Origin of the sequence: Rodentibacter sp. Ppn85, from assembly GCF_001999335.1 — a bacterium.
GTDB lineage: Bacteria > Pseudomonadota > Gammaproteobacteria > Enterobacterales > Pasteurellaceae > Rodentibacter.
In genome coordinates this window covers 25,479-51,429 of record NZ_MLHS01000037.1, presented here as the reverse complement: position 1 = coordinate 51,429, position 25,951 = coordinate 25,479, and the positions used below count along the sequence as shown (strand labels likewise).

At 40.4% G+C, this 25,951-nt stretch carries 24 protein-coding genes, 1 tRNA gene, 1 pseudogene and 1 other annotated feature; of the genes and pseudogenes, 8 read left to right on the top strand and 18 right to left on the bottom strand.

All coding sequences use genetic code 11. The features are described from left to right. Nucleotides 1–45 precede the first annotated feature (45 nt). The 9 genes from ruvB to aspS all read right to left on the bottom strand — a co-directional run bounded on the left by ruvB (nt 46) and on the right by aspS (nt 7,324). Nucleotides 46–1,053 (bottom strand): Holliday junction branch migration DNA helicase RuvB, encoded by a 1,008-nt coding sequence (gene ruvB, locus BKL51_RS06710; RefSeq protein ID WP_077465957.1) that lies wholly within the window; start codon nt 1,051–1,053, stop codon nt 46–48. Nucleotides 1,054–1,063: 10 nt separating this feature from the next. Next, nucleotides 1,064–1,675 (bottom strand): Holliday junction branch migration protein RuvA, encoded by a 612-nt coding sequence (gene ruvA / locus BKL51_RS06705; RefSeq protein WP_077465956.1) that lies wholly within the window; start codon nt 1,673–1,675, stop codon nt 1,064–1,066. A gap of 60 nt (nt 1,676–1,735) precedes the next feature. After that, complete coding sequence (gene ruvC / locus BKL51_RS06700) at nt 1,736–2,308, bottom strand: crossover junction endodeoxyribonuclease RuvC (RefSeq protein ID WP_077465955.1); 573 nt, start codon at nt 2,306–2,308, stop codon at nt 1,736–1,738. 68 nt (nt 2,309–2,376) lie between these two features. Further along, the gene (locus BKL51_RS06695) at nt 2,377–2,901 is read right to left on the bottom strand and encodes a hypothetical protein (protein WP_077465954.1); all 525 of its coding nucleotides are present in this window, start codon (nt 2,899–2,901) and stop codon (nt 2,377–2,379) included. A 24-nt stretch (nt 2,902–2,925) separates the two neighbouring features. Then, nucleotides 2,926–3,666, bottom strand: a complete 741-nt coding sequence (locus BKL51_RS06690) for a YebC/PmpR family DNA-binding transcriptional regulator (protein WP_077465953.1) — start codon at nt 3,664–3,666, stop codon at nt 2,926–2,928. A gap of 116 nt (nt 3,667–3,782) precedes the next feature. Then, the gene (nudB, locus tag BKL51_RS06685) at nt 3,783–4,235 is read right to left on the bottom strand and encodes a dihydroneopterin triphosphate diphosphatase (RefSeq protein ID WP_077465952.1); all 453 of its coding nucleotides are present in this window, start codon (nt 4,233–4,235) and stop codon (nt 3,783–3,785) included. After that, nucleotides 4,236–4,796: a TIGR00730 family Rossman fold protein gene (locus BKL51_RS06680; RefSeq protein WP_077465951.1), complete on the bottom strand. Its 561-nt coding sequence runs from the start codon at nt 4,794–4,796 to the stop codon at nt 4,236–4,238. 253 nt (nt 4,797–5,049) lie between these two features. Next, a complete protein-coding gene (locus BKL51_RS06675) occupies nt 5,050–5,493 on the bottom strand; it encodes a hypothetical protein (RefSeq protein WP_077465950.1) in 444 nt (147 codons plus the stop codon). 61 nt (nt 5,494–5,554) lie between these two features. Continuing rightward, nucleotides 5,555–7,324, bottom strand: coding sequence for an aspartate--tRNA ligase (gene aspS, locus BKL51_RS06670; protein ID WP_077465949.1), 1,770 nt, complete (start codon nt 7,322–7,324; stop codon nt 5,555–5,557). 144 nt (nt 7,325–7,468) lie between these two features. On the opposite strand from aspS, the gene cmoA reads away from it, so the two are divergent. Further along, nucleotides 7,469–8,194, top strand: coding sequence for a carboxy-S-adenosyl-L-methionine synthase CmoA (cmoA, locus tag BKL51_RS06665; protein ID WP_077465948.1), 726 nt, complete (start codon nt 7,469–7,471; stop codon nt 8,192–8,194). Nucleotides 8,195–8,261: 67 nt separating this feature from the next. Here the strand turns inward: cmoA and pgtP are convergent. After that, a pseudogene (pgtP, locus tag BKL51_RS06660) lies at nt 8,262–9,593 on the bottom strand (phosphoglycerate transporter protein PgtP). A gap of 272 nt (nt 9,594–9,865) precedes the next feature. On the opposite strand from pgtP, the gene gloA reads away from it, so the two are divergent. The 4 genes from gloA to priC all read left to right on the top strand — a co-directional run bounded on the left by gloA (nt 9,866) and on the right by priC (nt 13,303). Next, a complete protein-coding gene (gene gloA, locus BKL51_RS06655) occupies nt 9,866–10,273 on the top strand; it encodes a lactoylglutathione lyase (protein ID WP_077465947.1) in 408 nt (135 codons plus the stop codon). Between the two features lie 74 nt (nt 10,274–10,347). Continuing rightward, nucleotides 10,348–10,998 carry a ribonuclease T gene (gene rnt, locus BKL51_RS06650; RefSeq protein WP_077465946.1) on the top strand — a complete coding sequence of 217 codons (651 nt, stop codon included), beginning with the start codon at nt 10,348–10,350 and terminating at the stop codon, nt 10,996–10,998. 123 nt (nt 10,999–11,121) lie between these two features. Beyond that, nucleotides 11,122–11,243 (top strand) — a sequence feature (His leader region). An 87-nt stretch (nt 11,244–11,330) separates the two neighbouring features. Continuing rightward, on the top strand, nt 11,331–12,683 hold the full coding sequence (locus tag BKL51_RS06645; protein ID WP_077465945.1) for a Na+/H+ antiporter family protein: 1,353 nt from the start codon (nt 11,331–11,333) through the stop codon (nt 12,681–12,683). A 35-nt stretch (nt 12,684–12,718) separates the two neighbouring features. Beyond that, nucleotides 12,719–13,303 carry a primosomal replication protein PriC gene (gene priC / locus BKL51_RS06640; RefSeq protein ID WP_077465944.1) on the top strand — a complete coding sequence of 195 codons (585 nt, stop codon included), beginning with the start codon at nt 12,719–12,721 and terminating at the stop codon, nt 13,301–13,303. Between the two features lie 48 nt (nt 13,304–13,351). Here the strand turns inward: priC and BKL51_RS06635 are convergent. Together BKL51_RS06635 and rne are read right to left on the bottom strand one after the other, a co-directional pair. Then, nucleotides 13,352–13,441: transfer RNA gene (locus BKL51_RS06635), tRNA-Ser, on the bottom strand. Between the two features lie 136 nt (nt 13,442–13,577). Beyond that, nucleotides 13,578–16,367, bottom strand: coding sequence for a ribonuclease E (gene rne / locus BKL51_RS06630; RefSeq protein ID WP_077465958.1), 2,790 nt, complete (start codon nt 16,365–16,367; stop codon nt 13,578–13,580). Between the two features lie 403 nt (nt 16,368–16,770). Here rne and rluC point away from each other — a divergent pair, with 403 nt between their 5' ends. From rluC to hflX, 3 genes are all read left to right on the top strand, one after another. Beyond that, the gene (gene rluC, locus BKL51_RS06625; protein WP_077465943.1) at nt 16,771–17,739 is read left to right on the top strand and encodes a 23S rRNA pseudouridine(955/2504/2580) synthase RluC; all 969 of its coding nucleotides are present in this window, start codon (nt 16,771–16,773) and stop codon (nt 17,737–17,739) included. 90 nt (nt 17,740–17,829) lie between these two features. Continuing rightward, complete coding sequence (gene hfq, locus BKL51_RS06620) at nt 17,830–18,108, top strand: RNA chaperone Hfq (protein ID WP_059365662.1); 279 nt, start codon at nt 17,830–17,832, stop codon at nt 18,106–18,108. 8 nt (nt 18,109–18,116) lie between these two features. Then, nucleotides 18,117–19,472 (top strand): ribosome rescue GTPase HflX, encoded by a 1,356-nt coding sequence (gene hflX / locus BKL51_RS06615; protein ID WP_077465942.1) that lies wholly within the window; start codon nt 18,117–18,119, stop codon nt 19,470–19,472. Nucleotides 19,473–19,497: 25 nt separating this feature from the next. Here hflX and BKL51_RS06610 read toward each other — a convergent pair whose 3' ends face one another. From BKL51_RS06610 to mepM, 6 genes are all read right to left on the bottom strand, one after another. Beyond that, a complete protein-coding gene (locus BKL51_RS06610; protein ID WP_077465941.1) occupies nt 19,498–20,451 on the bottom strand; it encodes a sigma 54-interacting transcriptional regulator in 954 nt (317 codons plus the stop codon). Between the two features lie 112 nt (nt 20,452–20,563). Continuing rightward, the gene (locus tag BKL51_RS06605; protein ID WP_077465940.1) at nt 20,564–21,475 is read right to left on the bottom strand and encodes a siderophore ABC transporter substrate-binding protein; all 912 of its coding nucleotides are present in this window, start codon (nt 21,473–21,475) and stop codon (nt 20,564–20,566) included. A 108-nt stretch (nt 21,476–21,583) separates the two neighbouring features. After that, the gene (locus BKL51_RS06600) at nt 21,584–22,345 is read right to left on the bottom strand and encodes an ABC transporter ATP-binding protein (protein ID WP_077465939.1); all 762 of its coding nucleotides are present in this window, start codon (nt 22,343–22,345) and stop codon (nt 21,584–21,586) included. Nucleotides 22,346–22,360: 15 nt separating this feature from the next. Further along, entirely contained in the window at nt 22,361–23,314 is a 954-nt protein-coding gene (locus tag BKL51_RS06595; RefSeq protein ID WP_077465938.1) for an iron chelate uptake ABC transporter family permease subunit, read from the bottom strand. Further along, nucleotides 23,307–24,260: an ABC transporter permease gene (locus tag BKL51_RS06590; protein ID WP_077465937.1), complete on the bottom strand. Its 954-nt coding sequence runs from the start codon at nt 24,258–24,260 to the stop codon at nt 23,307–23,309. Before BKL51_RS06590 ends, BKL51_RS06595 begins: the two co-directional genes overlap by 8 nt. 174 nt (nt 24,261–24,434) lie before the next feature. After that, on the bottom strand, nt 24,435–25,880 hold the full coding sequence (gene mepM, locus BKL51_RS06585; RefSeq protein WP_077465936.1) for a murein DD-endopeptidase MepM: 1,446 nt from the start codon (nt 25,878–25,880) through the stop codon (nt 24,435–24,437). Nucleotides 25,881–25,951 lie beyond the last annotated feature (71 nt).

The following is a 25,951-nucleotide window of genomic DNA, read 5'->3' as shown; positions in this document are numbered from 1 at the left end:
TAAAAAAGACTTATTGAAAACTTTCAATAAGTCTTTTTTATTTGTCTAAGTCACTAGTTTTTGCAAACCGAAATGACGATAAGTTTGTGCTGTTGCAATCCTTCCTCGCGAAGTACGTTGTAAAAAACCTTTTTGAATTAAATAAGGTTCTAATACATCTTCAATAGTATCACGCTCTTCGCCTATCGCCGCAGCCAAATTATCCAATCCAACCGGGCCTCCATCAAAACGCTCAACTATAGCGCTCAATAATTTTCGGTCTAAATAATCAAAGCCGGCATCATCAACATCTAACATTGAAAGCGCTTGTTTCGCTATATCCAAAGAAATCACCCCGCCATTTCTTACATCAGCATAATCACGCACACGGCGTAATAAACGATTTGCGATACGTGGCGTACCGCGAGAACGGCGGGCAACTTCAAAAGCAGCCTGTTGTTCCAATTCAAGGTTTAAACAAACCGCACTTCGAGCAACAATCGAGGTTAAATCTTCCACCGAATAAAATTCTAAACGCTGTACGATACCAAAACGATCACGTAAAGGTGAAGTTAAAGATCCGGCACGCGTTGTTGCCCCTACTAAAGTAAAAGGAGGCAACTCTAATTTGATAGAACGTGCCGCCGGACCTTCCCCAATCATAATATCCAGTTGGTAATCTTCCATCGCCGGATAAAGTACTTCTTCAATAGCCGGTGAAAGACGATGAATTTCGTCAATAAACAACACATCATAGGGTTCAAGATTAGTCAGCATTGCGGCCAAATCACCGGCTTTTTCTAAAACAGGACCTGACGTTGTGCGAATATTCACCCCCATTTCATTAGCCACTATATTGGCAAGGGTTGTTTTACCCAACCCTGGAGGACCGAAAATCAACAAATGATCTAAAGCATCTTTGCGTAATTTTGCCGCTTTAATAAAAATATCCATTTGTTCGCATACTTGTGCCTGCCCAACATAATCCGCCAGTAATTTTGGACGAATTGCACGGTCAATCACGTCTTCATCAAGTTTAGCTTGACTACTAATAATTCTATCTGCTTCAATCATCCGCTTGCCCTTATAACGCCGCTTTTAAGGCTTCACGAATCAGTTGTTCGCTATTCAATTCCGGTTTTACCACGCGTTTAACCATTTTTGCAGCGTCCGTTGGTTTATACCCTAATGCGATCAATGCCGAAACTGCTTCATTTTCTGAGTTTTCTTGATATGAAACAGCCGAAAGCTCGCTAGATATATGTTTACTTTCAAAGAAATCATTTTGTTTCACACCTTTAAATTTTCCCTTTAATTCAACCAATAGACGCTCTGCAGTTTTTTTGCCGACGCCTGGAATTTTAACGAGTTTGGAAAGCTCTTCATGCTCAATCGCATAAGCAAATTGTTCGACAGACATTGCTGATAAAATTGCCAGTGCCAATTTTGGTCCAACGCCATTGGTTTTAATTAATTCACGAAATAAAGTGCGGTCAGTTTTTTGTGCAAATCCAAAAAGTAAATGTGCATCTTCACGAACAGCAAGATGAGTAAACAAGGTTGTTTCCTGTCCTAGTTCAGGTAAAGCATAAAAGCTCGTCATCGGCAAAAGTAACTCATAGCCAACGCCTTGCACATCAAGTAAAATTTCAGGAGGTTGTTTTTCTAATAGAATACCTGTTAAGCGACCAATCATAATCTATCCATAAGCATAAAGGTTTTGCATAGAATAAAATAAAACTGGACGAACATCCAGTTATTTCTTTAACCGAAAACGCCCTCGGCTATAACGTGTTTTTAAAAGTGCGGTAATTTTTTCTTGAGTTTCCACTATCTTTGCAGAACTAGCAATATGCAAAGAATGACTCATAGAATGGGCGTGAGTAATCGCAATCGCTAACGCATCGGCCGCATCGGCTTGCGGCTTAGCCGAGAGTTGCAAAATGCGGCTGACCATTTCCTGTACCTGCACTTTATCCGCCGATCCGATACCGACCACCGTTTGTTTCACTAATCTCGCCGCATACTCAAATACCGGCAAGTCGTGATTTACCGCAGCGACAATCGCCGTGCCCCTTGCCTGCCCCAGTTTCAGTGCGGAATCCGCATTTTTTGCCATAAAGACTTGTTCAATCGCAAACATATCCGGCTGAAATTGCTGAATAATTTCGCTCACACCGGCATAAATACGCTTTAAACGACCGGGTAAATCCTCTACCGCCGTGCGAATTGCACCGCTCCCCAGATAATCTAACTGCCGACCTGTTTGCCGTATAACGCCGTACCCCGTTACCCTTGAGCCCGGATCGATGCCTAAAATAATCGCCATTGTCTGCTCAACATCCTACCCAAAATAAAGAGGGACACACAAAGTGTCCCTTAAAACGTTCAACTCGATTATTTATTCAATTTAGCGGTCGCTGCCTCATCAATACGGCAGTTTTTCGCTAAAATCGTATCGGTTTTCTTACCTAATTGGGTCAGCATCACCGACTCTGATTTGTCAAATGTCTTCAATGAGAAAGCCTCATCCGCATTCCAACGGTGAGTTTTAGACTCAAACGTCACCGGGTTAGGTGCTTTTTCATTTACCGCTAAACCTTTAATGATTTTTTTGCCGACGGTCAAGTTCACACTTTTCGCTTTTTCACCTTCAAAACCATAGGTAGCGGTCACCAACGTATTGTTTTGGCAAAGGTAAACCACGGATTTTGTGGTTGTATCAAATTTATCGGTGACGGTTTTCACTGCACCGGATACGCCGTCTTTTACCGTTGTGGCGGCTTGCGATACGCCATCTACTACGGCATCTGTGGTTTTACTTACTGCATTCGTTGTGCTAGAAACCACATCAGACGCCGTTGAACAAGCCGATAATACCAACGCCGCTGCAAGTGCTGGGGCAAATTTCATTAATTTCATTTGAACTCCTTTGAGTAAAAAAAACTAAAGTAATGCGGCAACCTCATCGCTGATCTCGCCATTGTGATAGACGTTTTGTACATCGTCACATTCTTCAAGCATATCGATCAGCTTTAATAATTTCGGTGCGGTTTCCGCGTCTAGATTGACTGTTGTTGAAGGGATCATTGTCACTTCGGCAGACTCCACTTTAAAGCCCGCCCCTTCAATACCGTCACGCACCGTTCCTAATTCTTCCCAAGCGGTATAAATCTCAAAACTACCGTCTTCTTGCGGCTGAATATCGTCTGCGCCCGCTTCAATCGCAGCTTCCGTTAAAGCGTCTTCATCCGCGGCCCCGATCAAAATCAAGCCTTTTTTACTAAAGAGATAGCCGACCGATCCTTCCGTGCCTAAATTTCCGCCACATTTGGTAAAACTTGGGCGAACTTGAGAGATTGTCCGGTTTGCGTTGTCGCTTAGACACTCAACCATCACAGCAGTTCCACCCGGACCGTAACCTTCGTACACTTTTGTTTCCATATTGGTGTCATCGCCACCGCCGACGCCCCGTTCAATCGCACGGTTAATCGTATCCCGCGTCATATTGCTGGATAAGGCTTTATCCACCGCCGCACGCAGACGTGGGTTTGCCGATACATCGCCGCCGCCTAATTTTGCGGCAGTCACCAATTCACGAATTAATTTGGTAAAAATTTTCCCGCGTTGCGCATCTTGTGCCGCTTTGCGGTGTTTAATGTTAGCCCACTTACTATGACCTGCCATTTTGTTTCCTTATTGATGTTTTTATGTTCTTGACTATTTAACGGGCGATCACTCACCTCGCCCTACCGATATTGCAAAAAATCGTCCGTAACCGACCGCTCTTTCGCCTCAACATTTCAGCATTCACCCTTTTTATTGAGTAAATAACGTTCAATCACCAAACGATTATTCGGAGATTTCGTCAGTTGTGCCGCCTGTAGCGGTGAGAGCCATTGAAAACTCAAATGTTCGCTTAATACAGGGGAAATTTCGTCATTGACCGCCAGTAAAAACCAATGCTCTTGGCAATGGCGAATATGCGGGGCGTATTTATAGCGGAATTGCGGGAAAATTTCAAATTCTATCTTAAACCGACAATCGACGAGCGTTAAATTTTGTGCGGCAATATCAATGCCCGTTTCTTCTTTTACTTCTCGTCGCGCGGTCTGAAACGGCTGCTCGCCGGTTTCAATCGTCCCGGTTACCGATTGCCAAAAAGTCGGATCATCTTGACGTTGAAGCATTAGCACTCGCCCGCTACTTTGGGCATAGATCAGCACTAACACGGAATAGGGATTTTTATACTTCATTTAATAACATCTAATCTCAGGGGCTTGATAGGTGGCAATAAAGCGGGCGATTTCCTCTAAATCATCGGAAAATAAGATTTTTTGATAATCCTCCTCCGTGAGAAAAGCGTATTTCACCATCTGTTCAAATACCATTTTCAGCGGCTGATAATAGTCATTCTGATTAAATAAAATACACGGGTTCGGGTTTTGCCCGATTCTCGCCCACGAAATCACTTCGCTAATTTCCTCTAGCGTCCCCGGCCCGCCGGCTAAGGCGATATACGCATCGCCCAGCTCAATCATCTTTTTCTTACGCGCCTGCATCGTCTCTACCGTGATCAACTGGGTTAAGCCGCGATGAGCCAATTCCCTCGCTTGCAAAAAAGTCGGGATAACGCCGATAACCTTACCGCCTTCAGCCAGTACGGTGTCGGCAATCACGCCCATCAGCCCCGCTCGCCCGCCACCGTAAATTAACGTATGCCGATTGGCGGCGATCCATTTGCCCAAACGTACCGCCGAAGCCTGATAAACCGGATCATTGCCCAAACTCGCACCGCAATAAACGGTAATATTCATTCTGTCTCCTCCAAACGCCGTTGCAATTTTTGTTGATTGTCTTGCATTATCTCCGCCAGATCAAGTTGGTATTTATCCGACCTCCGCTGTTAAAAAACTCAACCGAATAACGGGATGATAGTCATACCACTGCCGACGTTTATCATATTCTACCAACCAGTGTTGATCGGTTTGTAGTGTCATTTTATTTTTTGCATTATTTCAAGGGAATGTCACCGCTTGCATTTAACAGAAAGCCCCTAAAATCCGTGATTTAAAGGGCTTCGTGATTATTCTTTTCTAATAGCTTCTTAATTTCTTGCTGCAACATATCATCAATCAAGAAAAAATACCCTTGTTTAACATGTCCATTCTTATCAAATACCGATTTATCATCTTTTCTAATGTTTAGATGAATAGCTTCTTTATGAATTGGGTTTATTTCGTAATATTCTATAGTAAGTTGTTTTCCATTAATGCCCCATTGAAGATTATCTGGATAAGGATTACTTGCTTTTTTAGCTTTTCCAATAACTTGACTAATACCAACAATATACCCATCTGTATAGTGAATGACTTCATCTCCTATATTGGCATCAAATAACGAATCCCAATGTGGAACTCTATTTCCTTGCTTATTTTTTTCTGGAGCCCATATAATTTTATTTTGTGCATATCCTTTTTTAGTACTTTGGTTTACCCACCAATATTTTTTCATTTTATACCCCCTTTAAAAAATTGAGCTTATCCTCAATTGAGGATAAGCTCAGGTTAGATGCCTACTCTGTTTTTGCCGTTACGCTAATGGCTAACTCGCTCAACGCCTGCGGATTCGCAAAACTTGGTGCTTCGGTCATCAAACACGCCGCCGCGGTGGTTTTCGGGAAGGCGATCACGTCTCGGATATTTTCCGTGCCGGTAATAAGCATTGTTAAGCGGTCTAAGCCAAAAGCAAGGCCAGCGTGCGGCGGTGTACCGTATTTGAGCGCATCCAATAAGAAGCCGAATTTCTCTTTTTGTTCGTCCTCATTAATGCCTAAGATATTGAACACGGTTTGCTGCATTTTCGGATCGAAAATCCGCACTGATCCGCCGCCCACTTCATAACCGTTGATCACCATATCGTAGGCATTTGCCACCGCCCCTTGCGGATCAGCCATTAACTGTTCCGGCGTTAAATCTTTCGGTGAGGTGAACGGGTGGTGCATTGCCGACCAATTCCCCTCATCGTCTTTTTCAAACATTGGGAAATCCACCACCCAAAGCGGTTTCCAAGCGGTGAGATCAGTCAGATTTAAATCACGTCCCACTTTCAAGCGCAGCGCCCCCATTGCGTCGGTGACAATTTTCGCTTTATCTGCGCCGAAGAAGAGAATATCGCCGTTTTCGGCATTCACACGGGCTAACAAGGCATTTACCACCTCGTCATTTAAGAACTTCGCAATCGGGCTTTGTAAACCGGCAAGCCCTGCGTTTACGTCATTCACTTTCGCCCACGCCAAGCCTTTTGCACCATAAATGCCGACAAATTGGGTATATTCGTCGATCTGTTTTCGGGTGATTTCTGCCCCGTTCGGCACACGGAGCACCGCCACACGCCCTTCAGGATCGTTGGCAGGCTCTTTAAATACTTTAAATTCAACGTCTTTGAGAATATCCGCCACATCAACTAATTCTAACGGGTTGCGTAGATCGGGTTTATCTGAACCGTAACGTTTCATCGCTTCCGCAAAAGTCATTTGCGGAAACTCGCCCAAATCCACATTCAGGCGATCCTGCCATAAACCACGGATCATTTTTTCCATCATCGCACGCACCTCTGGTGCAGTCATAAAGGTGGTTTCCACATCGATTTGGGTAAATTCCGGCTGACGGTCGGCGCGTAAATCTTCATCACGGAAACATTTGACGATTTGGTAATAACGGTCAAAACCCGACATCATCAAAAGCTGTTTGAAAAGCTGCGGCGATTGCGGCAGGGCATAAAATTTGCCTTTATGTACACGGCTCGGCACTAAATAATCCCGCGCACCTTCCGGCGTGGCTTTAGTGAGCATTGGGGTTTCAATATCAAGGAAGCCGTTATCATCCATAAAACGGCGCACAAAACTGGTAATTTTGGCACGGGTTTTCAAGCGCTCCGCCATTTCCGGACGGCGTAAATCTAAATAACGGTATTTTAAACGCTGCTCTTCGGTATTATTTTGGTTGAAATCGAGCGGTAACACCTCCGCATTGTTATAGACTAACACCGCTTTGACAAGCACTTCAATTTCGCCCGTTGCCATTTCTTTATTGATTTGCGATTCATCACGGGCAATCACTTCGCCTTGAATTTGCACGCAGGCTTCCGCACGCAAGCCACTAGCAATCTTAAACAGCGCCTCGTCTTTTTCATCGAAAAAGACTTGCACGATCCCCTCACGGTCACGAATTTGCATAAAAATAAAACGGCCCAGGTTACGCACCCGGTGAACCCAGCCACTTAACGTGACTTGCTCGCCAACGTGAGAGCGGTTTAACGCACCGCAATAATGTGTACGCATCATTTTTTATATTCCTTTTTATATTCTGAAATTAACTCGTTGATTATACGGAAATTGATGTTGCTTTTAAATTGGAAACAGAAATTTATTTGCGCCTAGCAAAACTTTCTCTAAAATAACCGCACTTTTAACTCTCTTCAAAATGATATGCAAAAAGATACCCTTTTCTCCGCTCCTATTGAAAAACTTGGCGATTTTACTTTTGACGAAAGCGTTGCCGAAGCCTTTCCTGATATGATCCAACGCTCTATTCCCGGTTATTCCAATATTATTACGGCCATCGGTATGCTTGCCGAACGCTTTGTGACGGCAAACAGCAATGTTTACGATCTCGGCTGCTCGAGAGGAGCCGCAACCCTTTCCGTACGTCGTAACATTCATCACTCAAATGTAAAAATTATTGGCATTGATAATTCCCAGCCAATGGTAGAACGCTGTCGCCAACATGTTACCGCCTATCATAGCGATGTGCCTGTAGAAATTTTATGTGACGATATTCGCCACGTAGAAATCAAAAATGCCTCCATGGTAATTTTAAATTTCACCCTGCAATTTCTACCGCCCGAAGATCGCATAGCATTACTCACAAAAATTTACCACGGCTTAAATCCTAATGGTGTTTTAGTGCTTTCAGAAAAATTCCGTTTTGAAGATGAAAAGGTGAATGAATTACTGATTAATTTACATCACCAATTTAAGAGAGCCAACGGTTACAGCGAACTGGAAGTGAGTCAAAAGCGTACCGCCTTGGAAAATGTGATGCGTACGGATAGTATTGAAACCCACAAAGTGCGGTTAAAAAATGTAGGGTTTTCACAAGTTGAGCTTTGGTTCCAATGTTTTAATTTTGGTTCAATGGTGGCGGTGAAATAGTGAAATAAAAAAGCGCTCAATTTTACATAAGTTTGAAAATGAGCGCTTGTTATAGAAAAACTAAGAATTAGTTCGATACATTTGGTTTATGAAATAAGGTGAATGCAATAAACAGGAATCCTAAGAAACAAGACACAATCAGCGCATAAAAACCACCGTCCCATCCAAACAAATCAACCAGTTTACCCATTACATAACCAGCGCTTGCAGATCCCAATAAATAACCGAACAAACCGGTTAAACCTGTAGCCGTACCTGTCGCTATACGCGGTACTAAATCCGCAGCCTGTAACCCTATCATCATCACCGGCCCATAAATTAAGAAACCAATTGCAACAAGACAAATATTATCAACTAACGGGTTACCTGCCGGGTTTTTCCAATAAACAATAATTGCGATTAATACGCCGGTTAAAAATAATAACATTGGTGGCGCTCGATGCCCCTTGAATACTTTATCACTTAAATAACCACTGGCTAACATACCGAAAATACCCGCATATTCATATAAGAAATATGCCCAACTCTGTTTATCCACAGAAAAATGTTTCACTTCTTTTAAGTATGTTGGAGCCCAATCAATAATGCCGTAACGAATGAAATACACAAAAACGTTCGCAATGGCAATTGACCATAAAAACTTATTATTGATGATATATTTTTTGAAAATATCTTTAGAAGAAAGCGTATGTGCAGACTCAACATGCTGTACGATTTTTTCACCTTTCCATTCATCAACCGGAGGTAAACCTTGAGATTCTGGGGTGTCATGCATGAGCCTAAACATAATGAAAGCCAACAGTATGGCAATTAATGCAGGCAAATAAAATAGAGATTGTCATGTACCAAAAATTGCTAACCCCAGGAGCGCCAACGGACCGATTAAACCGCCCCCCAAATTGTGAGATATATTCCACCAACTCCACCAAACACCACGCTCAGACACGGAAAACCAGTTAGTCATAGTTTTTGCACCCGGCGGATATCCCATTCCCTGAAACCAACCGTTTAAGGCAGCTAAAATGATCATTAACGGAATGGAAGCTAATACTGCCGGCACTAAACCAAAAATCAAACTCACCACAGCAGAACCAAGTAAACCGATAGTAATAAAATATTTTGGATTACTCCGGTCGGATACATTTCCCATAATGAACTTACTAAAACCATAAGCAAGTGATAATGCAACACCTACAGTCCCTAGGTCAGCTTTAGTAAAACCATATTCATCAATTAAATAAGGAATTGCGAGAGAAAAGTTTTTGCGAATAAGATAATACGCAGCATAACCGATGAATACCCCCGCAAAAACTTGCCAACGCAATTTTTTATATTCAGAATCGGTTCTAGAACTATCAATTCGCGGAGCCGGCGGAGAGGCTTTTAAAAAAGAAAACATACAAACACCTTATAGGTAAGATTTAAACACACTGATTGAAACAAAAGATTTGTGTTTTGTTACTAACACATTTGAAATGAACATCAGTACAAGATAGGCGGCGAAGTGTAACATTTGTACTGTTTAACTATTTTGTTTTAAATCAAATAATGTCATTTTTCATCCTAATAATTTCAAAAAGATTATTCTTTATTAATAGCTTTTACTGATTTATTACTCAATTTATGACATAATCGGCCCGTTTGTTTCCCCGTTCAAAAAGGATTAAACCCATGCGAATTTTACACACTATGTTACGAGTAAGTGATTTAGAGCGCTCAATTAAGTTTTATCAAGACGTATTAGGAATGCGTTTATTGCGTACCAGTGAAAATCCCGAATACAAATATTCCTTAGCATTTTTGGGCTATGATGATGAAGATAAATCCTCGGTTATTGAACTGACTTATAATTGGGGAGTAACGGAATATGAACTTGGTACTGCATACGGACATATTGCGATTGGTGTGGATGATATTTATGCAACCTGCGAATCCGTGCGTTCAAACGGCGGTAAAGTAACCCGTGAACCCGGTCCGGTAAAGGGGGGTAACACCGTAATTGCCTTCATAGAAGATCCCGACGGTTACAAAATTGAATTTATTGAAAATAAAAACGCAAAAGCCGGACTGGGTAATTAAAAAGTGCGGTCATTTTCTACAATGTTTTAATAATGTAGGTTCACCTGCGTTATTTTATTTTTTAAGGATGAATAATGTCCGACTCTCAAGAAATTCCTCATCACAATCAATTAAAAAATCGTTTTCGCGGTTATTTTCCTGTCATCATTGATGTGGAAACCGCAGGTTTTGATGCCAAAAAAGATGCCTTATTAGAATTAGCAGCAATTACGTTAAAAATGGATGAAAACGGCTATTTACACCCTGATCAAAAATGCCATTTTCATATCGAACCTTTTGAAGGAGCAAATATCAATCCGGAATCATTGAAATTTAACGGCATTGATGTTCATAACCCATTGCGTCGTGCCGTACCAGAGTTAGAGGCAATTACCAGATTGTTTCAAATGGTTCGCCGAGGGCAAAAAGAGGCTGACTGCCAACGTTCTATCATCGTAGCTCATAATGCAACCTTTGATCAAAGTTTCGTAATGGCGGCGGCAGAACGCACCGGTGTGAAACGCAATCCGTTTCATCCTTTCGGCATGTTCGATACGGCAAGTCTGGCAGGCTTAATGTTTGGTCAAACGGTATTAGTAAAAGCCTGTCAAGCCGCCAATATTCCTTTTGATGGAAAACAAGCTCATTCCGCCCTCTATGATACGGAACGTACCGCAGAATTATTTTGCTATATGGTAAATCATTTAAAAAATTTAGGCGGTTTTCCGCATATTGCCGCACAATGAAAAAATGAAGTAAAAAATAACCGCACTTTATTTTTTTAAATTAAGTTGCAATTCTTCCCGTTTTACAGTAGTTTAGACGGTAATTCTTATTTGGAGATTTAAAATGAACGTAATCCGTCGCCATCATCGCCACCATTTAACTGAATAATCTTTCAGGTTTTTGGTGTGCTTGGAAGATTTCTTCCGAGCAGACAGGATAGTAAAAATCTTACCCCTCGGAAGGCAACTTTCGGGGGGTTATTTTATGATTAGAGGAGCACTGACCATCGACATTACATATTCAATAAAATTAACCAATTCAATTTGCATATTAATTTATAAGGAAAAACACAATGTTATCAAATCCCGTTGTTATCTCAATTATCGTTTTGCTGACACTCAGCTTGCTACGTATTAATGTTATTATCGCTCTAGTCATTGCCGCACTCACAGCCGGTTTATGCGGAGGTCTTGATTTAACGAAAACCATCAAAGCCTTCACCGGCGGGTTGGGCGGTGGTGCCGAAGTCGCAATGAACTACGCCATGCTCGGTGCTTTCGCGATCGCGATTTCCAAATCCGGTATTACAGATTTAATCGCCTATAAAATCATCACAAAAATAAATAGAACACCGACAAGTAACAATCTTGCATGGTTAAAATATTTAATTTTCGGCATGTTAGCCTTGTTTTCTATTTCATCCCAAAACCTGCTACCCGTTCACATCGCCTTTATCCCAATTGTCGTGCCGCCATTGCTTTCAATTTTTAATCGTTTAAACATTGATCGCCGTGCTGTTGCTTGCGTACTCACTTTCGGTTTAACCGCAACTTATATGTTGCTACCAGTGGGTTTTGGTAAAATTTTTATTGAAAGTATCTTAGTAAAAAATATCAATCAAGCAGGCGCAAATCTTGGTTTGCAAACAGATATCGCGCAAGTTTCTCTTGCAATGTTACTACCGGTAATCGGTATGATCTTAGGTTTATTAACCGCCGTATTTATCACTTATCGCAAACCTCGCACATACAACGTTCTTATTGAAGAATCAACAACAAAAGAAATTGAAGCACATATTGCAAATATTAAACCAAAACAAATTACAGCAAGCCTGATTGCAATTTTTGCAACTTTTGTAACACAACTTGTTACCAAGTCGACAATTATTGGCGGTTTAGTCGGTTTAACGGTCTTTGCCCTATTCGGTATTTTCAAACTCAAAGAAAGTAATGATATTTTCCAACAAGGTTTGCGTTTAATGGCTATGATCGGCTTTGTGATGATTGCCGCCTCAGGCTTTGCAAATGTAATTAATGCCACCACTGGCGTAACGGATTTGGTGCAGAGCCTCAGTAATGGCGCAATTCAAAGTAAGGGCTTAGCCGCGTTTCTGATGTTGATTGTCGGTTTATTAATCACGATGGGAATAGGCTCTTCTTTCTCTACCGTACCGATTATCACCTCAATATACGTACCACTTTGTCTCTCCTTTGGTTTCTCACCGTTGGCAACCGTGTCAATTGTGGGCGTGGCTGCGGCACTTGGTGATGCAGGTTCTCCCGCTTCCGACTCCACCTTAGGGCCGACCTCAGGATTGAATACAGACGGTAAACACGATCACATTTGGGATTCAGTTGTGCCGACATTCATTCACTACAATATTCCATTGTTGGTATTCGGTTGGATTGCGGCAATGTATCTTTAACGATTATAATCCCCCCCTCATCGGGGGATTTTTTTATGCTCATTCAACAACTCATTGAAAAGCTGGAACAAAAGGTTAAACAGCTTTATCAAATCCATTCAGCCCAACTTGAAGAAAAAATATTCACGAAATTTGACCGCACTTTATTCAGTGAAAACGGGCAAACCCTGTCATTTTATTTTGCTGAAATTAACCAAACTCTGATAAGAATAAAATCGCTTAATTCTAATGATGTAAATCATTACCGCTTTATGACAGAACATTTGTTCAAGCAATGTAACGCATTGTCCGAAACGCTAAATCGAAACAATACGGTATTTACTCGGCAAAAACGGCAACCAAATCCGGCTGTAAAAAAAACACGGCATGGTATCCATAAACTACCTCCTCGTGAACGTTTGGAGAAATATTACGAAGCACTTGAGCAACTGAATAATTTGTATCAACAATATCGAGATCTCGCTCACACGAAAAATGATTCTATTGAACAAAAAAGAATGAAAGAACTAGCCGATAGCTATAAATGTCGCCGTCAAAAATGCCAAGAAGCAATTGATTTATTAGAAGAATATTTAACCTTTAAAGACGAACAAAAAAGCAACAATAAAACAGATAAATAACAAAGAAAAATCCCTTAACCGAAAGATTAAGGGATTTATTGAATTTGATGGCGGAGGAAGTGAGATTCGAACTCACGGAGGGCGTAAACCCTCGCCGGTTTTCAAGACCGGTGCCTTCAACCACTCGACCATTCCTCCGTGATTTAAGCGGGGAGAATAATACGTTTTTTCCCCAATCTCGTCAAGAATAAAAAGGCGTCTTTTTCTTGAGTGATTAATTTTAACTCAATTTAAACGTAAAAAATTGGTACTTTCGTACCAATTTAATTTTTATTTATTCCGCTTTTGCATGAGTTGGCTCGGAATACACATGACTAATCGCACTATGATGCCCAGCGGCTCCTTTTCCGTAGAAGTAATAACGAGATTCCATCCATTCAACAATCGGGAAAGGTTCTGCTATTTCTTCACCGGCTTTTGCAAGCGTCATTTCCGCCTTCGTGTGAGTAACCGAAGAAATCGTGCCTAAACGACCTGAAAATTCATAAGTGCGGTCAAATTTAGCCAAATTTTCGACTTCAGCCGTCTTATTCGAAATAACTTCATCTTGCTCTTGCACTTTTTCCGCATTAAGACGCTCCAATGATTCCTGTACTTTTTTCTGTACCGATTCATTTGCCGGTTGCGTAATAAAATCCAAAGCAGGTTTCACTTCCACTGAAGTATTTTCAATCATAATACCGGTAGCCGGCGTAATAAATCCTTTCTTCGTTTTTTCTTGCTCAAGCAATTCATCAACAGATAGGAAATTATTTTCTTTTGTCACATTCAATGCCGAATAATCAACCCACACTTTCCCACTTGCCAATTCAGGAGAAAAAACAGCGAAAGACAGCGACATTGGCGATTTAGGCTCTTGACGGCGACGACGTTGATTATTGACGCGCAAATGACGTGGTGTACGACGTTGACGTTCCTGACGATTTTGTTTCTCTTCAACCTCTACTACTTGGGTAATTTCAGTTGATGCTGCTTCTACCGTTTCCTCAACAATTTCAATGTTCGGTACAGGTGCATGAGGTGCGCTACCCACATGTTCATCAATGCGTACACGTTTCTGCAAATCACGACGTTGACGACGTTGTTGCACCGGCTGCTCTGCTTTATCACCTTTATTATCAGAATGATCGGAAATAAGTGTAGAATTGACCGCACTTTCAGCCAGATTTTCATTTACAACGGAATTACGACGTAAACGACGTTGATTACGCTCACGCGTAGAAGGTGCATTTTCCTTCTCTGCCGCATTCTCTGATTTAGAACGATGCGATACATTACGGCGCTCTTGAGAACGGCGTTGGTGACGATTGCCATTACGATTGTGTTTTGTTTTTTTCTCAACAGCAGGTTCGGGGCTAAATAACGCTTTAATTTTTGCAATAATTTTTGCCAATAACGACAACTCGTTCGATTTACGCTCTAACGGTGTCGGTGCGGCCTCGGAAATAGAAAGTGATAGGGCCGCACTTTCTACTGCCGGTAGCTCGGAAACAACCGTCACTTCAGTATTTCGTACAACCGATGGTTCATCAGTGACATCATCCTGTGCACAATGGATTTTTGCCAAATTATAACTTAACTCATTAAGCTCTTCCCCTTCACGCATACGGAATACGCTAAAATTAGGCGTTTCCATAGCTTCATTTGGAACAACAATCACATCAACATCATGACGTTTCTCAATGCTACTAATTGCTTTACGTTTTTCATTTAATAGATAAGAGGCGATTTGCACCGGCACAATGGTATGAACCTGCTTAGTGTTTTCTTTCAGTGCCTCTTCTTCAATTAAACGCAAAATTGATAAAGAAAGGGATTCGTTATCACGCACTTTGCCCGTTCCTTGACAACGCGGGCAAATATGATGGGAAGACTCGCCAAGTGACGGACTCAAACGCTGACGAGACATCTCCAACAGGCCAAAACGTGAAATACGGCTAATTTGAATACGGGCACGATCTTGGCGTACCGCATCACGAATTCGGTTTTCGACTTCGCGTTGATGACGGATTGGCGTCATATCAATAAAGTCGATAACCACTAATCCGCCTAAATCGCGTAAACGTAGTTGGCGTGCAATTTCATCCGCCGCCTCAAGGTTTGTATTCAGTGCGGTTTCTTCAATATCACCGCCACGGGTTGAACGTGCAGAGTTAATATCAATCGCAGTTAAGGCTTCCGTTACATCAATCACTATTGAACCGCCCGACGGTAAACGTACTTCGCGTTGAAATGCGGATTCAATTTGAGATTCAATTTGATAATGACTAAAGAGAGGAACTTCGCCTTGATATAATTTTACACGGTTCACAAAATCCGGACGAACCAACTTGATATGCTCTTTCGCCTTTTCAAAGATCTTCGGGCTATCAATTAAAATTTCACCAATATCACGACGTAAATAATCGCGAATTGCACGTACTATCACATCACTTTCTTGATGAATTAAAAACGGTGCAGGTCGGCTTTGCGAGGCTTGTTTAATCGCTTCCCAGTGATGTAATAAAACTTTTAAGTCCCATTGTAATTCTTCCGGCGATTTACCTACGCCCGCAGTACGAACGATTAAGCCCCCCCCTTCCGGCACATCTAATGAACTTAGCGCTTCTTTTAATTCTAGGCGTTCATCACCTTCAATACGACGAGAAATCCCACCCGCACGCGGATTGTTAGGCATAATCACCAAATAACTGCCGGCAAGGGAAACAAAGGTTGTCAGCGCAGCGCCTTTATTACCGCGCTCTTCTTTATTTACTTGAACAATAACTTCTTGTCCTTCACTCAAAATATCACGAATATTAGGACGCCCTTGGAACACATAATCCGCCGGGAAATATTCTCGTGCAATCTCTTTTAAAGGTAAAAAACCGTGGCGTTCCGCACCATAATCTACAAAAGCTGCTTCAAGGCTTGGTTCTACTCGGGTAATTTTCCCTTTGTAAATATTTGCTTTCTTTTGTTCATGTCCCGGACTTTCAATATCCAAGTCAAAAAGGCGTTGTCCGTCAACAAGCGCCACACGCAACTCTTCTTTTTGAGTCGCATTGATTAACATTCTTTTCATTGTCGATTCTCTTTTTAAAATTTTTAAAAATACCTCAAAAATAAACCGCACTTTGCTTCGTTATCGACCTCGTGTTTCTCGCGCCAGTCAATCTCACGATTGTATGTTGCTGGGTGCATTGATAACGTTATGAAACGATAAAAGGATTGTTTAATAAAACAACGCGATATTTCGCACGCGTTACAAGCGGCTTGTTTATTTTCAAGAAAATGTTGATTATCAATGTCTTATGCCAAATGCCGCATTGAGTTTCCACCAACAAAATGTATCATTTCCCCACCTAATATTTTAGGCGCAAAAAGACGCTCTATTATCCATAGAAACCGATAAATTAGCAAGGTCATAATTACCCTAGATAAGGATTTTATGATATGATTTGTCCCACTTTTCAAAAGGTGAAAAAATGACTGTACAAAAAGAAAATATCATCAACTCCTCTGTAAAAATGCTCACAATTAGTGAAGACGAAGCCGGTCAGCGCATTGATAATTATCTGTTGGCAAAACTAAAAGGCGTGCCGAAAAGTTTGATTTATCGCATTGTACGTAAGGGGGAAGTACGGGTAAATAAAGGGCGGATTAAACCGGAATATAAATTGCAGAGCGGTGATGTAGTGCGCTTACCGCCTGTACGTACAACGGAAAAAAATAATCCGCCAGTCTCTAAGAATTTAAATAAAGTTGCGGAGCTTGAACATAAAATTTTATTTGAGGACGATCATTTAATCATATTAAATAAACCCTCAGGCATTGCTGTGCACGGCGGTAGCGGCTTAAACTTCGGCGTAATTGAAGCCTTACGGACATTACGCCCCGAAGCACGTTTTTTAGAACTCATTCATCGTTTAGATCGCGATACTTCAGGCATTTTGTTAATCGCAAAGAAACGTTCGGCATTACGCAACCTACACGAACAACTGCGCCTTAAAACCGTGCAAAAGGATTATTTGGCACTGGTACGAGGACAATGGCAATCGCATGTTAAAGTGGTAAAAGCTCCGTTGCTAAAAAATGAACTTACCGGCGGAGAACGTATCGTGCGTGTAAGTGAACAAGGTAAACCTTCCGAGACACGTTTTTCTATTGAGGAACGTTATGCTAACGCAACCCTGATAAAAGCCTCACCGGTCACCGGACGAACCCATCAAATCCGCGTGCATACTCAATATGCCGGTCATCCCATTGCATTAGATAATAAATACGGAGATAAGGATTTTGATGCACAAATACAAGTATTTGGCTTAAACCGCCTATTTTTACACGCTTTCTCTATTCGCTTTGAACATCCCAAAACAGGCGAAACCTTACGCTTTAATGCACCGCTTGATGAAAAAATAAAAGCAGTATTGAAAAAGTTACGGGAAAGCAAATAGACAAATTTGGCATTTATTGTTATATTTGGACTCGGAGACAACTCGTTTCTATCATGATTTCATAATAACGACAACACAAAGGATAGCAAAATGGCAAAAGGACAATCTTTACAAGATCCTTATTTAAATGCGTTACGTCGCGAGCGTATTCCCGTATCAATTTATCTTGTGAACGGAATTAAATTACAAGGGCAAATTGAATCCTTCGATCAGTTTGTAATTTTGTTAAAAAACACCGTAAACCAAATGGTGTATAAGCATGCAATTTCTACCGTCGTACCGGCGCGTTCCGTTTCTCATCACAATAATAATCACCATAATGTGCAGCCTGTAGAAGCTACGGAAGAAACCGGGACACAATCAGAATAATCGATTAAATGGATTGCAAAAAAACACTCAGTGCGGTTGAAAATTTACCTGAAATTTCAACCGCACTTTCTTTGCCTCAAGCTCATCAAGACTCGGCTTCTCAATGTGACACAGCTATCGTTGTACATATTTTCTTTTCACAAAATAAAAATCTTGACGATCTCAAAGAATTTCTTCTGCTTGCCAAATCAGCCAATGTGAATACTTTGGAAGTGATAACAACAAGTCGTAGTACGCCTCAAGCCAAATATTTTGTGGGAGAAGGAAAAGCCCGGGAAATTGCCGATACGGTAAAAATGTACAATGCAGACGTGATATTGGTTAACCATCAACTTACACCGGCCCAAACACGTAATTTAGAAAATTTGTGTCACTGTCGTGTTATCGATCGAACGGGGGTCATATTAGATATTTTTGCCCAACGGGCAAGATCTCACGAAGGAAAATTACAAGTAGAGTTAGCACAATTAAAACATTTAGCAACGCGTTTAGTTCGCCGTAAAACCGGCTTAGATCAACAAAAAGGAGCGGTTGGGCTAAGAGGGCCGGGAGAAACACAGCTAGAGACAGATCGCCGTCTCATCAAAGTGCGTATTAGTCAATTACAAAATCGTTTAGCAAAAGTCGAAAAACAACGTAATCAAAATCGTCAAACGAGACAAAAAGCAGATATTCCTACTATTTCACTGGTGGGTTATACCAATGCTGGGAAATCAACTCTTTTTAATGCAATCACACAAGCTAAGGTCTATGCGGCGGATCAGCTCTTTGCGACACTCGATCCCACTTTACGCCGTTTATACATTCAAGATGTCGGCACAACCATTCTTGCCGATACGGTAGGTTTTGTACGCCAACTACCACACGATTTAGTTTCCGCATTCAAATCCACTTTACAAGAAACTGTCGAAGCCGACCTTTTATTACATATCATTGATGCAACTGATTCTCGAATGTCGGAGAATATAGAAGCGGTTGCTTCAGTATTGGAAGAAATTAAAGCGGACAAGGTTCCCGTCTTGTTGCTTTATAACAAAATTGATTTGCTAAACGGCGTGTTACCCCATATTGAATATGATGATGAAAATAAGCCCGTCGCAGTTTACCTTTCCGCACACAATGGGGAAGGCATTGATTTATTGTCGGAAGCCATTAAGCTGCGGTTAAAAAATGAAATACTTTCGCTCGTTCTTACTCTTCAACCTTATGAAGGGAAACTTCGTCATACCCTTTATCAATTAGATGCAATACGCAATGAAAAAATTACAGAACAAGGCGAATTTGCCCTAGATGTACAAATCAATAGGGTGGAATGGCTAAAATTGTGTAAGCAATTTCCAACTTTAGTTCGGATAAAAATTTAGTAGGCAAATTTTTATACGGGCAATATTATTTTCCAATCCCATATTGCTTTAACTTATTTGCAATCGCGGTATGCGATACGCCCAAGCGTTGAGCCAGTTTACGGGTACTCGGATATTCTTTGTAAAAAGCCTGCAAAACCTTGGCTTCATATTGCCCGATAATGTCCTCTAATGTTTGATTTTCAAATTCATCAACGGAAATAACCGCACTTTGCGGCAAAGTGAGATTTAAACTTTCAACACTCAACTGAGTGTCTTTCGATAAAGAACAGGCACGATATAACGTGTTATAAAGTTCCCGAACATTTCCCGGCCAATCATATTGCTGCAAATAAACAAGGAAATCCTGATTAAAAGTAGGTAGTTTTATTTTCAATTCATCACTAATTTCTTGTAAAAAGCCTTCTGCTAAGGGTTGAATATCCGCTATGCGTTCCCGCAATGGCGGCATATTGATAACTAATACATTCAAACGATGAAATAAATCGGCACGCACTTTGCCTTGCTCAACTAAATGGTTGAGAGGAATTTGAGAAGTACAAATAACGCGTACGTGCGCATAATGTTCCCGTTCCTCCCCTACTCTGCGGAATGAGCCGTCCGTTAAAAAGCGCAATAATTTGGCTTGAAGATTGAGCGATAATTCCTCAATCCCGTCCAACAATACCGTCCCTTCATTAGCATATTCAAAAAAACCTATCGTCTCACTGTTTCCCACTTTCCGCCCAAACATTTCGCTTTCTGCATCTTCATCAGGCAAACCTGCGCAATTCACTGCAATAAATTTTTTATCTCGGCGTAAACTTTGATAATGGCATGCTTTTGCCAATAAATCTTTCCCCGTTCCAGTTTCACCTTGAATCAATAACGGCACGTCAAACATAGCAAAACGTTGGGCATTTTCTACCGCACTTTTCATAGTTTCACTATGGGTAACAAAGCAAGCGAAAGGATGTTGAGGATTAAATTTAAAAGTCATTTTAAACAGTCCTAATAAATGGAAATCAAACCCATCATAAGTTGTTTACATAAACCTGTAAAGATTATTTTACAGACAAACAAAAACCCCTCAAAAGGGGCTTTTATTAAACTTATTTCTGTACTGCATCATTCAGTTCTTTTGAGATGATTTCCATAGATTCCAAACCACCAAAGGCAAGATACCAATTTACTGAATCCAAATAAATGATATGTCCGTTTTTATAAGCCTTCGTCTGCTTTATGATGTCATTATCCAACACTTTTTGAGCATTATTAACTTTTTCGGTTACTGCTGCAGTACGATCAATTACTAGCAAAAAATCAGGATTTTTCTCTAACACATATTCAAACCCGATACTTTGCCCATGGGTAGAGGATTTAATGGCGGAATCAATAGGTTGAAAGCCATATTTTTGATATACCATACCATAACGCGAGCCATCACCGAACGCACTCATTTTGCTTTCATTCACCAAGACGAGTAACGCCGTTTTATCCTTTGCCATATTCTCAACTTGGCTCACTACCGTATCTAATGCAGCCAGCTTTTCTTTTGCCAGCGTTTCCTTATCGAAGATTTGACCAAGTGCAATCACATTTTGCTGAAAACTTTCATAGTAATTTTTATAGTCGCTATCAATGAAAAAAACCGGAGCGATTTCCTTAAATTTATCCAAGGATTTTTCTTGACGTTTTGATGCAATAATAAGATCCGGTGCAATTTCATTAATTTGCTCTAAAGATTGTTCCTTTAAATCCCCGACATTTTTAAATTTTTTATCGGCGAATTCAGAAAGATAACTTGGAATTTTGCTACTTTGAGGAAAACCTGCGATTTTATCCGCAACTCCTAAAGCACGAATCGTATCCGCCGCACCAAAATCAAGCACCACCACTTTTTGCGGATTTTGTGGCACGGTTTGCTTACCTGCAAAGTTTTCTACCGTAATATCGGCAGCATTTGCCATACCGGTTACGAATAATGTTAAACCAAGTACGGTCAGTTTTTTTAATGTTTTCATACATTCTCCTTAATTTAGTATGACATCAGAATATTTCACTTACTTTTTCTTCCTTGGAAAAATCAAAATTCAAAAAACATATTTTTTATCAATGGAAAATCGTCACTTTTATTTAAAATAAACGGCAATTTTATTATTTTCGATATCTTGAACTGGAATCGCCATATCGTAAATATCTTGTAAAACCGAGGATTGCATAATATGTCTCACATTACCCTGTTGTACTAAACGGCCATCTTTCATTGCAATAATATAATCGGAATAACAAGAGGCAAAATTAATATCGTGAATCACAATAACCACTGTTTTATTTAATTCATTAACCAATTTGCGCAATACTTTCATAATCTGTACAGAATGTTTCATATCCAAATTATTAAGCGGTTCATCAAGCAAAATATAATCCGTATCCTGTGCCAACGTCATAGCAATGTACGCACGCTGGCGTTGCCCACCGCTGAGACTATCAATATATTGATGGCGAATCTCACCAAGATCCATATAAGTAATGGCCCGTTCAATAAAAGTACGGTCGATTTCCGTTAAATTTCCTTTGGAATAAGGAAAACGCCCAAAAGCGACTAATTCCTCAATAGTCAAACGTAAATTAATATTGTTGGTTTGCTTCAAAATAGCGAGCTGTTTGGCAATTTCACTACTTTTTTTATTATTCAGCAATTCATCGTTTAAATAGACATCACCATTATCTGCCGAAAGTAAACGACTAATGATCGACAGCAGCGTACTTTTCCCCGCACCATTCGGACCAATAAAAGAGGTAATTTTTCCCTTTGGGATAACCAATGAAACATCATCTACTACTTTATTACCACTATAACTTTTGCTGATATTGCTAATCTTAATTGCCATTTTTTCTTATTCTTCCTATTTTTTATTTGTATTTAATAAAAGGTAAATGAAATACACGCCACCGACAAAATTCACGATGATACTCAACGTAGTTCGGAAAGTAAAAATTTGTGTGACTACAAATTGCCCTAAGATCAATGTAACCATTGAAATTAGCATCGCAGCTGGAATTAAGATTTTATGGCGATAATCACGGATAAATTCAAAGGTGATATTCATCACCAACAAACCAAGGAAAGTAAGCGGACCGACAAGTGCGGTGGAAACCGAAATTAAAATTGCCACTAAAATCAATAATGTTTTTGTAATTTGATGATAATCCACTCCTAAATTAATCGCATTTTCGCACCCAAGCGCCAAAACATCCAAATAACGCCAATAACGCAGACTAAATAAAATCGTAGCGATTAAAATAGCCAATGCCACCCACAAAATATTTGTGTTAATTCGGTTAAAACTGGCAAAGCCAATATCTTGTGCAATTTGAAATTCATTTGGATCAATTAACACTTCCATAAAAGTAGTCAAACTACCGAAAAAAGTACCAAATACAATGCCGACGAGTAGTAAAAAGAAAATATTTTGCGATTCTTTTTTAAATAAAAAATGATAAAGCAAAAGGGAAAAAAATATCATGGCACCGCTACAAACGGCAAATAAAGCGATGGAGTTCATTGATAATAACGTACCGGAACCAAACAAGAAAATAATGCCGGTTTGGATCAACAAATATAACGAATCCAAGCCTAAAATACTCGGGGTCAAAATACGGTTATTAACCACTGTTTGGAAAATCATCGTAGCGAGTGCTACAGCAACACCGGTAATCATAATTGCCAAAAGGGAAAGGCTACGATTTTCCAAAGCGTACTGCCAACGGCTCGGCAAGGCATAACCTAAATAAAGTGCAATGGATATTAAAACTAAAATCGCAAGCGCAATGAGTTGATAGAAAGATTTCTTACGCATTTCGATACCGCTTTAACAATAAAAATAAGAAAACACCGCTGCCAAATACACCTACGATAGTATTAATCGAAATTTCATAAGGATAAATGACCACTCTTCCCAAAATATCACAGAACAAAACAAAAACGGCCCCCAACAATGCCGTGTGTGAAAGCACTTTTTTCAAATTATCGCCTAAATAAAGAGTGACAATATTTGGAATAATCAAGCCAAGAAACGGGATAACCCCGATAGAAACAATAATAATAGACGATACTACTGCTACGATTAATAACCCGATATAAAGTACTTGGTTATAATTCAACCCTAAATTTATCGCAAAATCTTTCCCCATTCCCACAATCGCAAAACGATGCGCAAACAAATATGCAACAGCCAACACTGGGATACTAAAATAAAGCAATTCATACCGCCCGGCCATCACCAGTGAAAAATCCCCCTGCAACCAACCTGAAAGGTTCTGCAATAAATCTTGCTGATAGGCAATAAATGCAGTTATAGAACTAATAATATTACCGAACATCATTCCTACCAGCGGAACAAAAATCGTATCTTTAAATTTCAAACGGGAAAGAATCATCATAAATAACAATGTACCGAAAAATGAAACAATCACGGCAACGGTGGTTTTCAACAGTATAGAGGCTGAAGGGAAAAATAGTATTGCAATTAAAATACCAAGGCGGGCACTATCCATTGTTCCTGCCGTAGTGGGTGAAACAAAGCGGTTTCGGCTTAACTGCTGCATCACCAATCCGCAAATACTTAAGGCTGCCCCTGCAATTAAAATGCTCATTAAACGCGGTACACGGCTAATCAAAAAAATCTGCCACTGATTATCTTCAAAATCAAGCAATCCTTGCAAACTAACTGAGCTTACACCTAAAAAAAGTGAAATACATGAAAGTATAAAAAGAAGAAAAATAAGATAACGCCGTTTGCTCATAAACAAAATGATAATAATTCTTAGATTTAAAAGGATAACACATCAGAACAGTAGGATAAAGATAGAGTTTATCAATAAAAAGATTTAATTTATTTGGAGGAAAAAAGACAGTTAGTAGAAGAAAAATCAAAAGTGCGGTTAAAATTAATCGCACTTTTTTCCATTAAACCTAAATTATAGTTTTAACATTCGCTCCGCTTCTTTTGCCCTTCTCAGGAATTGCTTACGTTCTGCGGTTGCCATACTGCTTGTTCCCGGCAATTTTACGGTAAGCGGATTAACCGCCCGTCCATTAATATGGAACTCATAATGTAAATGCGGACCTGTCGAAATACCCGTATTACCGGAAAGAGCTATGCGTTCACCTTTTTTCACCCTTTGTCCGGCTCGAACCAACGGTCGGCTTAGGTGCATATATACCGTTTGATATTCACGTCCGTGACGTAACACTACATAACGCCCCGCTCCTCCTGCCTGATAAGCAACTTTTTCTACTAAACCTTCTGCCGGTGCAATCACCGGTGTCCCCTGCGGCACAGAAAAATCTACTCCTTTATGAGGGCGTATACGTCCAGTCACAGGATGGCGGCGGTTCGGGTTAAAGCCCGAAGACACCCTAGCCTGACGCTGCAATGGGTAACGTGCAAAACCTTTGCCTAGGGTTTCACCTTGTTGATTATAATAACGACCGTTTGCCGCTTGAATTGCATAATAACTTTTGCCGTCTGCAAGGATATGGATCGCTTCAACATTACCCTGTCCGGTCAATTTGTCGCCTAAATATTCACGGGAAACCAAAATCGAAAATTTTGTGTCCTTCTTAAGTTTTCTCAAACTCACTTGCCATTGTAATGCAGAACTTAATTGTGCAATTTGGCGTCCTTCCAAACCTAGAGAACGTAAGCTTGCTGCAAAAGAGCTGCTCACTTTTCCTTTTAATACTTCTTTTTTCCAAACGCTTTGTTTCTCTAAGATTTGACGTTTGAATTTTCCCTCTTCGACACGTTCATAAATTCGCTCTTCTTTTTCAGAAACAAGCCAATTTAAATATTCCAATTGATCACTTTTATCTAAAATCCAGTAAAATTGTTGCCCTACACGGAGATTTTTAAGTTCCGGATAAGAGGCAATTAATCCTTTTGCCGTATCATCTTCTAATCCTGAAAGTTCCAATACGTCTTTTAAAGTATCTCCACGTACAACAGTATGGCTAAATTGATGAGTAATACGTAAAGCTTGATCTGCAACATCCAATAAACCACTCAACGCATCCTGAGCATCTTGCGGAAGATCACTAAGATCATCAAAGTCAGGCTTAACTTCTTCCACTTCATCATCTTGAGCCTGCAACTCATCATCATAAGAAGTTGCATCCTCAGTCTGCAATTGGTCGGATAGCTTTGAGATCTGTATATTTTCTTCACGTTGAAGGGTTTGATACTGCACATTATCCACCATTTCAGGCTCAAGATTACTTTGAACCGAAGATTCCGATTCCGAACTCTCTTTTAAACCCAACATAACGCCGCTGAAAATTAACGCCAATGCGACAAAAAAAATCGCAGCTTTAATGCGGGATTTTCTTTTTCGTCTGTCTCGGGCTAATTTAACATGTTGCAAGGGTGAGTACCTAAAGTGGAAATAATATCGTCTTCAGACTATAAATCATAAAAGAGGTTCATTTTACCCTA